9 protein-coding genes are annotated in these 10,844 nt (G+C 69.2%); 7 read left to right on the forward strand and 2 right to left on the reverse strand.

Annotated elements, in window-relative coordinates; all coding sequences use genetic code 11:
* Positions 1–561 precede the first annotated feature (561 nt).
* Together ACOJUJ_RS29485 and ACOJUJ_RS29490 are read left to right on the forward strand one after the other, a co-directional pair.
* Positions 562–1,071 (forward strand): Lrp/AsnC family transcriptional regulator, encoded by a 510-nt coding sequence (locus tag ACOJUJ_RS29485; RefSeq protein WP_420130513.1) that lies wholly within the window; start codon positions 562–564, stop codon positions 1,069–1,071.
* 48 nt (positions 1,072–1,119) lie between these two features.
* A complete protein-coding gene (locus ACOJUJ_RS29490; RefSeq protein ID WP_420130514.1) occupies positions 1,120–3,318 on the forward strand; it encodes a glutamine synthetase III in 2,199 nt (732 codons plus the stop codon).
* A gap of 137 nt (positions 3,319–3,455) precedes the next feature.
* Here ACOJUJ_RS29490 and ACOJUJ_RS29495 read toward each other — a convergent pair whose 3' ends face one another.
* A complete protein-coding gene (locus tag ACOJUJ_RS29495) occupies positions 3,456–3,848 on the reverse strand; it encodes a DUF1737 domain-containing protein (RefSeq protein WP_420130515.1) in 393 nt (130 codons plus the stop codon).
* A 93-nt stretch (positions 3,849–3,941) separates the two neighbouring features.
* On the opposite strand from ACOJUJ_RS29495, the gene ACOJUJ_RS29500 reads away from it, so the two are divergent.
* Together ACOJUJ_RS29500 and ACOJUJ_RS29505 are read left to right on the forward strand one after the other, a co-directional pair.
* The gene (locus tag ACOJUJ_RS29500; RefSeq protein ID WP_420130516.1) at positions 3,942–5,672 is read left to right on the forward strand and encodes a carboxypeptidase-like regulatory domain-containing protein; all 1,731 of its coding nucleotides are present in this window, start codon (positions 3,942–3,944) and stop codon (positions 5,670–5,672) included.
* A gap of 724 nt (positions 5,673–6,396) precedes the next feature.
* Entirely contained in the window at positions 6,397–8,115 is a 1,719-nt protein-coding gene (locus tag ACOJUJ_RS29505) for a carboxypeptidase regulatory-like domain-containing protein (RefSeq protein WP_420130517.1), read from the forward strand.
* A gap of 483 nt (positions 8,116–8,598) precedes the next feature.
* Here the strand turns inward: ACOJUJ_RS29505 and ACOJUJ_RS29510 are convergent, their stop codons facing one another.
* Positions 8,599–8,955, reverse strand: coding sequence for a hypothetical protein (locus ACOJUJ_RS29510; RefSeq protein WP_420130518.1), 357 nt, complete (start codon positions 8,953–8,955; stop codon positions 8,599–8,601).
* A gap of 386 nt (positions 8,956–9,341) precedes the next feature.
* Between ACOJUJ_RS29510 and ACOJUJ_RS29515 the strand changes: the two genes are divergently transcribed.
* The 3 genes from ACOJUJ_RS29515 to ACOJUJ_RS29525 all read left to right on the forward strand — a co-directional run bounded on the left by ACOJUJ_RS29515 (position 9,342) and on the right by ACOJUJ_RS29525 (position 10,763).
* Positions 9,342–9,782: a peroxiredoxin gene (locus ACOJUJ_RS29515; RefSeq protein WP_420130519.1), complete on the forward strand. Its 441-nt coding sequence runs from the start codon at positions 9,342–9,344 to the stop codon at positions 9,780–9,782.
* Positions 9,775–10,449, forward strand: coding sequence for an MBL fold metallo-hydrolase (locus ACOJUJ_RS29520; protein ID WP_420130520.1), 675 nt, complete (start codon positions 9,775–9,777; stop codon positions 10,447–10,449). The genes ACOJUJ_RS29515 and ACOJUJ_RS29520 overlap by 8 nt, the downstream gene beginning before the upstream one ends.
* 110 nt (positions 10,450–10,559) lie before the next feature.
* Positions 10,560–10,763, forward strand: a complete 204-nt coding sequence (locus tag ACOJUJ_RS29525) for a hypothetical protein (RefSeq protein ID WP_420130521.1) — start codon at positions 10,560–10,562, stop codon at positions 10,761–10,763.
* The last annotated feature ends 81 nt before the right edge of the window (positions 10,764–10,844 follow it).

Genomic DNA, 10,844 nt, shown 5'->3' on the forward strand with positions numbered 1-10,844 from the left:
GTGTGCACAACGTGAAGCAGTTGATCGCGAACGTCCGCACCTTCCTCAAAGCCAGGAAGCGTCGGCCCGACCTGGTCCAACGCTACTTCCTCGGCACGCATGTGAAGTACGCCGCCGCAAACTAATTACCGGGCGGAGTAAATAACTACCTGCGCCGCGGGAATCGGTAAGCGACCGGTATCCGTTGATCGAGAATCCCCGCCTCCGCGTGCTGCGGAGGCGGGGATTCGCGTGTGTGGCTGGTTCGTCTCGCACATCCGGAGCCCCCTCCGGGCGAGCACCACTCGCGCACCTCCCCCAAACTCCCACAAACCGCGTGGGAAAGTAAAAACGGCATAAAGCCGGGGATCGAACTCTCCCCTCTCCGTGAGGAACGAACGGGGAGGGGCCGGGGGAGGGGCACCCCGCGGACGCACGCTTCGATCTCCACCGCATCATCCCGCATCCACCGGAACCACGCTTCTTTTGCGGAGGAGTTGGTAAGCCTCTTGCACTGGCGGCGGCGGTCTGCTATTGTTTGCGAAATGAAGGCGTAAGACACTCCAGACTTAAAAAACTTAGGTGAACGGTCCAGCGCGCCTCGACGACATCGACATCCGGCTCCTGGAGATGCTGCAGGAGCACGGACGCACTTCACAGCACGACCTGGCGCAGGCGGTGGGGTTTTCGTCGCCGGCGGTGGGCGAGCGGCTGCGCAAGCTGGAAGAGCGCGGCATCATCCGGCAGTTCACCGTGCTGGTGGACCCGCGGCGGGTGGGGCGCGACGTAACGGCGTTCATCTTCGTGGGGATCAACGGGTCGCACCACTACCCGGAGTTCCGCGCCAAGACGGAGCGCCATCCCGAGGTGCTGGAGTGCCACAGCGTGACGGGGCAGGGAAGCCACCTGCTCAAGATCCGCACGGACAGCACCAGCACGCTCGAGGGGCTGCTGGCGGAGATCCAGTCGTGGCCGGGGGTGCAGTGGACCACCACCAGCATTGTGCTGAGCACCATCAAGGAAACCAGCGCGCTGGCGCTGGGGCCGCGCACGGACGCGGCGCAGACGGACGGGGCGGCGGTCGCCCCGTAGCGGTAGACACTTTTCTTTTCGCCCAGAACCCTGCAAAAAGGTCGCAGCATGCCCAGGACATCCGCCCGTTTCGACACGCTGGCCGCCGCGAAGTCGTGGGATGGCGACGCGCGCAACGGCTCCGCCGGCCGCCCCGCCGCCGAGCCGATGGACATCGAGACGCTGTTTGGCCAGCACACCTTTGGCATGGCCGAGATGCGGGCCCGGCTTCCCAAGCAGGTGTACAAGGCGCTCATCCGCACGGTAGAGCACGGCGATCCGCTGGATCCGTCCGTCGCCGAGGCCGTGGCGCTGGCGATGAAGGAGTGGGCGCTGGAAAAGGGGGCCAGCCACTATACCCACTGGTTCCAGCCGCTCACCGGCAGCACCGCCGAAAAGCACGACAGCTTCATCACGCCCAACTCCGGCGGCGGGGCGGTGGCCGAGTTCAACGGCAAGGAGCTCATCCAGGGCGAGCCCGACGCGTCGTCGTTCCCCAGCGGCGGGCTGCGCGCGACGTTCGAGGCCCGCGGCTACACGGCGTGGGACCCCACCTCGCCCGCGTTCATCGTGCAGACCAAGGCGGGGTGCTACCTGTCCATCCCCACGGCCTTTGCGTCGTGGACGGGCGAGGCGCTGGACACCAAGATCCCGCTCCTTCGCTCCATGAACGCGCTGGAAAAGCAGGCGCAGCGCGCGCTGGCGCTCTTTGGCGTCAAGGGCGGCCGGGTGACGGCCACGTGCGGCCCCGAGCAGGAGTTCTTTCTGGTCGATGAAGAGTTCTACTACCGCCGGCCCGACCTGCTGACCACCGGCCGCACGCTGATCGGCGCCAAGCCGCCGCGCGGGCAGGAGCTCGAGGACCACTACTTCGGGTCGATCCCCGACCGCGTGCTGGCGTTCATGATGGAGGTGGAGCGCGAGCTGTACCGGCTGGGCGTGCCCGTGAAGACGCGGCACAACGAGGTGGCGCCGGGGCAGTTCGAGATGGCGCCCATCTACGAGAACGCCAACCTGGCGGCCGACCATCAGCAGCTGATGATGATCACGCTGCGCAAGGTGGCCCCGCGCTTTGGCCTGGCGGCGCTGCTGCACGAAAAGCCGTTCGCGGGCGTCAACGGCAGCGGCAAGCACCTCAACTGGTCGCTGGGCACGGAGAGCGCCAACCTGCTGGAGCCGGGCGACACGCCGCACGACAACATGCAGTTCCTCTTCTTCTGCACGGCGGTGCTGCGCGCGGTCGACCGGCACCAGGACCTGCTGCGGGCGTCGGTGGCGCACGCGGGCAACGACCACCGGCTGGGCGCCAACGAAGCGCCGCCGGCCATCATCTCCGTGTTCCTGGGCGACCAGCTTACGGACGTGCTGGAGCAGATCGAGCGCGCGGGGACGGCCACGGAGAGCAAGCAGGGCGGGCTGCTGGGCTTTGGCGCGCCGGTGCTGCCGCACCTGCCGCAGCACGCCGGCGACCGCAACCGCACCAGCCCGTTCGCGTTTACCGGCAACAAGTTCGAGTTCCGCGCGCCGGGCTCGTCGCAGTCGGTGTCGTTCCCGGCCACGGTGCTCAACACCATCATGGCCGAGTCGCTGGACGAGCTGAACACGGCGCTGGAAGCGGAGCTGGCGAACGGGGTGAAGTTCGAGGCGGCGCTTTCCAAGCTGATCGCCGAAGAGGTGCGCCGCGTAAAGCGCATCGTCTTCAACGGCGACGGCTACAGCCAGGACTGGCAGGACGAGGCGGAGCGGCGCGGGCTGCTGAACCTGCGCACCACGCTGGACGCCTTCGAGACGCTGGCCAGCGCCAGGAACCGGGCGCTGTTCGAAAAGTACGGCGTGCTGACGCACCGCGAGCTGGAGAGCCGGCACGAGGTGGCGCTGGACCAGTACTTCAAGACGGTGAACATCGAGGGCGAGACCACGGCCGACATGGCGGGAACCATGATCCTGCCGGCCGCGGTGCGCTACCTGAACGACCTGGTGGCGGCGGCGGACCGCACCCGCACGCTGGGCGTGGAAACGCGCGGCCTTACCCGCACGGTGCAGATCGTCAACGGGCTGGTGGACGAGCTGCGCGACGCGCTGGACGCGCTGGTGGCCCAGAACGCCGAGCTGGGCGGCGAGGACGTGCACAGCAAGGCCTACCACGTGCGCGACAACGTGATCCCGGCCATGCTGGCCGTGCGCGACGCGGCGGACCGCCTGGAGAAGGTGATCCCCGACGATTACTGGCCGCTGCCCACGTACCGCGACATGCTGTTCGTGAAGTAGGCGGACGGCGGAATCCGGTAAACGACAGAGGGCCGCTCGCGTGAGCGGCCCTCTGTCGTTCTGGCTTCTAGCGACATCAACGCCTCGTTCGTAGCTGCTTCGCTCAGTATGGGTGAAACAGGTCGCCCGGTTGTATCTCAGATGTCGACGGTCATGCCTCCGCGCGTAGCCTGTTTCCCTGCTGCGCTATCGCGTGTTAGCGCCTGAGCATAATGCGCGCTTAGCGGAGTTTCACCTCCAACGCCCAATCCGCCATGCAAGATCCATCCATTCTTGAGCGCTTCCGTCACTTGTCGCCCTACCGCGCCAGGGTCGTTACCTCGGATAATCTGGTATTCCATCGTTTGAGCCTCCGGTCGTGTGGAATCCTGCGCACCCCGGAAGTGAGGCGCACACTGTTCAACAAAGGCGCGGTGGTTGTTTTTGGTCAAGCTGTTTGGGCGCTGTGCTTCGATCGCCACTTTCAACAATACTGACCTTACGGAGGATCGATGATTCCGTAGACGGCATCGGTGCTTCCCGAAGGGCATGGTGCGTCAGAAACGCGCGACGCGGGGCGTTGCGCTCCGGTCCTCGCATCCCCCGTGGACCTCGGAACCTGCCCCCTCCTCCCCGGCAGAGCCATGATCCTTCGCATCCTTTCCCTGCTCCTGCTGGCGGCCGCCGTCCCGGCGTCCGCGCAGACCGTCCGCGGCCATGTGACCGAGGCCGGGTCGCGGCGCCCGATCGCGGGCGCGTTCGTGGTGCTGCTGGACGCGTCGGGCACCCGCGTGGGCGCCGCGCTCAGCGGTCCAGAAGGCGAGTTCGAGCATCGCGCGCCGCGGGCCGGCACCTACCGCCTGCGCGTGGAGCGCATCGGCACGCAGACGGTGATCTCGTCGCCGATCGAGATCGCCGCGGGGGCGACGGTGCCGTTCGAGATGCAGGTGGCCACGCAGATGGTGATGCTGCCGCCGATCGTGGCCGAGGCCGCGTCGCGCTGCACGGTGCGCCCTTCGGGCGGGGTGCCGCTGCACCAGGTGTGGGACGAGGCGCGCAAGGCGCTGTCGCTGGCGGCGTGGACCCAGGAGCAGAGCGGCGTGCCGTTCACCACCATGACGTTCGATCGCACGCGCGAGCTGGTCTCGCTGCGGATCGGGGAGGAAGAGCGGCGGATGCAATCCGGGCTGGACCGCCGTACCTTTCTCACCGCGCCGCCGGGACAGCTGGCCGCGCTGGGGTACGTGCGGCGGGATGGCGAAGGAAATCACCACTACTTCGGGGTGGACGCGGCGACGCTGCTTTCCGACGAGTTTCTGGACACGCACTGCTTTCGCATCGTGGGGCCGCCGGCCGGCCGGCGCGACCTGGCGGGGCTGGTGGGGCTGCGGTTCGAGCCGGTGCCCGGGTACCCGCGTCCCGACGTGGAGGGGGTGCTGTGGCTGGACCGCGGCACCAGCGAGCTGCGGCACGTGGAGTATCGCTACACCCGCCACATGCAGCCCATGCCCGTGCCGCTGGAACGGTTTGGCGGGCGGGTGGAGTTCGCGCGGCTGGAAAATGGGGCGTGGATCGTGGAGCGCTGGTGGATCCGCATGCCGCAGTTCGCGCGCACGCCGCCGTGGAGCGTACAGGTGGGCGCGCGCACCATCCGCACCGAGCAGCTGGCCTCGCTGAACGACCGCGACCTGACGATGGTCGCGGATCGCATCGGGCTGACGATGCGCGAGGCCGGCGGCGAGGTGCTGCTGGTGCACGACGCCGGCCGCGTGGGCGCGGCCCGGACGGGGACGGCCACGCTGGAGGGGATCGTGGTCGACGGCGCGGGGGGGACGCCGCTGTCCGGGGCCATGGTCTATGTGGCGGGGACCCACCACTCCACGCGGACGGACGCGGCGGGCCGCTTCCGGCTGCCGGGGCTGCCGGATGGCACGCAGCGCGTCTCCTTTTTCCACCCGAAAACGGACGAGCTGTTGCTGGTGATGCCCATGAGCGACGTGGCGCTCGCTCCCGGGCAGACGACGGCGGTCACGCTGGCGGTGCCACGCGATGCCCAGTGTTCCGGTCTGGCCGGGGACGCGCGGCGCGCGGCGCTCATCGGCCAGGTTCGCAACGCGGACACCGACAGCCTGCTGCAGGACGCCACGATCGTGGCGACGCTGCGGCGGGCGGGCGGACGACGGACGCGCGGGGCCGGGCAGCCGGTGGAGACGCGCTCGGATTCCGCGGGGCGCTACCTGTTGTGCGGGCTTCCGCTGCGCGCCGACCTGAACGTGCGCGCCACGGCGGCTGCGGTCCGACCCGAGAGCATCCAGCGCAAGTTCGAGACGGAGGGGCTGTACCGCCACGACTTCACCCTGTCCGCCAACCCGTAACGACGTAGAGGGGGATAGATGTGGCACCTGCTCCGGCGGAGGCACGGTGTCATCCTGAGGAGCGCACACCGTAGCTTCCACAACCACAACCGCTTGCGCGCGACCGAAGGATCTCGTCTCGGCGATCGCGGGGCTGGTTTGGCGGCACAGATTCAGCCCTCGGGTGCTGCCAGCGAGATCCTTCGGTTGGCGCCAAGTGTCTTTGTGGCAGCAGGTTCGGAGCGGCGCCTCCCTCAGGAAATCAAGTTCTTGGTAGATTCTTGAACACACTCTGAGGCTGAGGCCAGGGTGTTGCCGAACCTTTGGGCAGGACAGCGAAGCGGCGTCATCCAGAGGGAGCGCACCACGTGCAACCAGAAGTCACAAAAGCAGATTGCGCGCGACCGAAGGACCTTCTTTCCGCTCGCGAGGGGCATGCTTCGCGCTGAGCATCCAGCCCATCAGTTCTGCTGGCAAGGTCCTTCGGTCGGCGCCAAAGCCTTTCGTGCAAGCAGGATACGGCGCGGTGCCTCCCTCAGGATGACTGATCGCGCGGAGGGTTGGCGACCCCCTTAACTCAACCTCGGGATAATCAAACGCTCTCGTTGGAAGGACCACTTCTCAAACACGCCCCCAGTCGCCAGAATCATGGAACCTCGAATGTTTCGCGCTCGTACTGTACCTCGAATCCTGTCTCCGGCGCGTGCCGCCCACGCGTAGCGTCCTCTCGTCTCCCATCCAATCCATGATCCTTCGCATCATCTCCCTGCTCCTGCTGGCGCTCGCCGTTCCGGCGTCGGCGCAGACGGTCCGCGGCCGCGTGACCGATGCGGCCACCCAGCAGCCCGTCGCGGGCGCGTTCGTGGTGCTGCTGGACGCCACCGGTGACGGCGTGCGCGCCAACATCAGCGGGGCCGGCGGCGAGTTTGAGCACAACGCGCCCGCGCCCGGCTCGTACCGCCTGCGGGTGGAGCGCATCGGCGTGCAGACGGTGACGTCGGAACCGTTCGACCTGGCCGCGGGCGCGGTGCTGGAGGCGCCGATGCGCGTGGCGACGCGCCCCGTGCTGCTGGCGCCGATCGCTTCGGACGCCGGCGCGCGCTGCACGGTACGGCCGTCCGGGGGCGCGGCGCTGGAGCAGGCGTGGGAAGAGGCCCGCAAGGCGCTGTCGCTGGCGGCGTGGACGCAGGAGCAGGGGGGCGTGCCGTTCACCACCATGACGTACGAGCGCACCCGTGCCCTGGGCTCGCTGGCGGTGCACGGGGAAGAGCGGCGGATGCGCTCGGGGTTCGACCGCACCACGTTCGCCAGCGCGCCGGCGCGGGAGCTGGCGACGGGCGGGTACGTGCGGGCGGAGCGCGACGGCGGCTTCACCTACTACGGGGTAGATGCCGCCAACCTGCTTTCCGACGACTTTCTGGACACGCACTGCCTTCGCCTGCGCGCCAGCACGGAGGAAGACGCGGAGCTGCTGGGGCTGGAGTTCGAGCCGGTGCGGGGGCACTCCACGCCCGACATCCGCGGCGTGCTGTGGCTTGACCGGCGCACCAGCGAGCTGCGGCACCTGGAGTTTCAGTACACGCGCCACCTGCGGCGCCAGCCGGTGCCGGTGAATCACTTTGGCGGGCGGGTGGAGTTCACGCGGCTGGAGAACGGCGCCTGGATCGTGGAGCGCTGGTGGATCCGCATGCCACAGATGGCGAAGGATGCACCGCGCGAAGTGCCGCTGCGGGGGAACACGGTGCACATCGGCGACCTGGCGCGGCTGGAGGGGGTGGAGCTGGAGGTGACGGCGGAGCGCCTGGGCGTGAGCATCCTGGAGGCCGGCGGCGAGGTGGTGCTGGTGCACGACGTCGACCGCATTGGCCCCGCACGGCAGGGCACCGCGGCGCTGGAGGGCGTGGTGGTGGACAGCGTCCGCGGCGCGCCGCTGGCCGGCGCCACGGTGTACGTGGCGGGCACGCACCACGCGGCGCGTACGGACGACGCGGGGCGGTTCCGCCTGGCGGGCCTGCCCGAGGGCGAGCAGCGCGTTTCGTTCTTTCACCCGCGCACGGACTCGCTGCTGCTGGTGATGCGGATGCGCCCGGTGGCGCTGGCGTCGGGCGAGACGGCGGCGGTCACGCTGGCCCTTCCCCGCAAGGGCGAGTGCCCGGGCACGACGGTGACGCTGGCGGCGCTGCTGGGCCAGGTGCGCGACTCCGACCGGGATCTGGCCGTGACGGACGCATCCGTCTGGTCCAGCTTCGCGGATCCGGAGCTGCAGCCGACGGACGGAGTATCGCTCAACCCGCTGGAAACGCGCTCCGATTCATCCGGACGCTACCTGCTGTGCGGGCTGCCGCTGGGCGTTGAGCTGCACGTGCGGGCCGCGGCGGTGGGGCTTGGCGTGGAGGGAATCGCGCGCACCTTCGCGGAGGAGGGCCTGTATCGCCACGACTTCACCCTGTCGGCGGAGCCGTAAGCCTCAGAATCGGAGCGGGTGCCGCGTTCCTCTGAAGTGGGACGAGTCGTCGAGCCAGCAGTTCGAGGAACGGCCACGAGAGGGGTGACCTCGAATCCGGAAAGAACAGTCCGCGGAAGGTGTCATTCTGAGCGGAGGCGCACACGCAGTACGGTCGGGATGCAGGAACGCGTGTGCGCTGACCGAAGAATCTGCCGGATGGGCCCACCATCCCGTCGGCTACAACTGGCTCTGGCGCGAGAGCCCGCCCGCTCCGGACAGAGATTCTTCGGTCGGCGCCATGGCCCTGGAGCGCGAAGACGGTTGTGCGCGGCGCCTCCCTCAGAATGACAGCGTGCTGCCAAACGAAGTTGATCAGACAGGTACGGTGCGTGGCGGCTTTCTTATCCGACAGATCGGCAAAGAACTCGGCTCCACAATCCGCGAACGGCAGCCTCCCGGGATCGAGGGGCTGCCGTTGTTGCGCGGAGGGGACGACCGGCGTCAGGCCTGCGGCTCGCGGACCTCGACGTCTGCCTGGAACCAGTCCTTGAGCTCAGTGGCCAGGTCGGGGCCGGCGTAGCGAAGCACGCCGCGGTGCCACCAGGGGCCGTCCTCGGGACCCACCTGCACGCCCGGCTGCAGCAGCGCCCGAAAGCGCGCGTCGATCTCCTCCACCTGCGCGGCGAGGTCGGCGTCGCCCTCGTCGATGCACGTCTGCAGGCGGTCGCGGACGGAGAGGTCGTTGTGGTACTCGTACACGTTCCACCCGTAGCCCGCCTCGCACTCCCGCACGAAGTCGCGCCACTCGTCCAGAAGCACCTCGGTGCGCTGGTGGAGAACTTCTTCTTGCGTGTTCATCGGCCGTCTTGGCTCAGGCTCTGCGCGCCCATTGGGGGTACGAAAGGGCGCCGTGCAACCAATCTAACACGCGTGCAGGTTGAATGCCGCCCCCGCCGGCGGATGCGTTGCCGCGCGCGGCCGCCGGTGCCATCTTGGCCCCCGGGCCGCGCCTTTGCGTGAGGGATACGCGCCCGCAGGGGCGAGACACCGGCGCGCATGCACGAACGCAGCGGAAACGCGTCGGCGGTGGTGCGCGCCGGGGGCTCGACGCCGTTGGCAACAGTCGTATCGTTGCCTACGGCGCGCGCAGCCCGGCCCGGAGCGCAGCGCAGGGACACGCCCGAACGCCGTGGTTCCATCGCGGCCGGCGCATTGAACAAAGAACCGATCCAGGGAGCGGAACCATGGCCGAAGGGCTTTTGCCGGTGGGGAGCGAGGCGCCGGTGTTCGCGGCGCAGACGACGGACGGCGAGCGGATTGCGCTGCCGGACTTTCGCGGCACCCAGGCGGTGCTGCTGATGTTCTATCCGCAGGACGACACCCCCGGCTGCACGCGGCAGATGTGCCTGGCGCGCGACGAGGGCGCGCGGTACCTGGAGGCGGGCGTGGCGCGCTTTGGGGTGAACCCGGGAAGCCTGGACAGCCACGTGGACTTTCGCGACAAGTACACACTGGACTTTCCGCTCATCGTGGACGACAACGCGGAGATCGCGTCGGCGTACGGGGTGCTGACGGACGCGGGCGTGGCGCGCGCGACCTACCTGATCGGCCGCGACGGCCGCATTGCCTACGCCGAGCCGGGGACGCACGGCGCGGACGAGGTGCTGGGGGCGCTCCGTGGCTGAGGCGGCGGGCGCGGGCGAGGTGACGGTCCGCTCGTTCACGGGCGGCGTGTTCGCCGAAAACACCTACCTGGTGGCGTGCGCGCGCACGGGCGCAGGCATCCTGGTGGATCCCGGCGCGGCGGCGGGGGACGCCATCGCGGCGGCGCGCGCGGCGGGGATTACGATCGAGCAGATCGTGCTGACGCACGCGCACCTGGACCACGTGGAGGGGATCCCTCTGGCCCGGCGCCAGCTGGACGTCCCCATCCTCCTTCATCCCGCGGACCGGCAGCTGTACGACGCCGCGCCGTTCCAGGCGCAGATGTTCGGCGTGCCGCTGGAGCCGCTGCCGCCGGTGGACGGCGAACTGGTGGTGGGGGACGTGGTGCGCTTTGGCGACTGCGCGATGGCCATCCGCTTTGCGCCGGGGCACGCGCCGGGGCACGTGATCCTGGTGGGCGACGGCGTGGCGCTGGTGGGGGACGTGATCTTCAACGGCTCCATCGGGCGCACGGACCTGATGGGCGGCGACTTCCAGACCCTGATGCGCTCCATCCGCGAGCAGGTCCTCACGCTGCCGGACGAGACCACGCTGCACAGCGGCCACGGTCCCGACACCACCGTGGGCCACGAGCGCGTCTCCAACCCGTTCGTGACGGGCGTCTACGGCGGCGGCGGGTTCGCGTGATTCGTGGCGGTGGGCGAGGGAACGGAGGCGCGCATGGAACTTTCCGGCGCGCCTTCGCGTCTTGGGGAGCGGCGTTTTCGCCGGTATCCCCCTCCCGAACCGCTGGACGGATGATGATTCGCGGATGGGTCGCGCTCGCCGCGACGGTCCTGCTGCCGACGGCCCTGCGCGCGCAGACCGCCGCCCCCGACACCACCGTCCCGGCCGACAGCATCGCCGCGGACCCGGTGCGCAACTTCGTGTACGAGCTGGCGGACCCGCTGGCGCTGGCCAACGCGCTGGTGCTGGGGCTGTACGACCACGCGCGCACGTAGCCGGACGAATGGGGCGGGGGATTCGACGCGATGACGCAGCGCATTGCGTCGCGGGGGGGCGGTCACGTGATCGGCACGTCG

Origin of the sequence: Longimicrobium sp., from assembly GCF_048594345.1 — a bacterium.
Classification (GTDB): domain Bacteria; phylum Gemmatimonadota; class Gemmatimonadetes; order Longimicrobiales; family Longimicrobiaceae; genus Longimicrobium.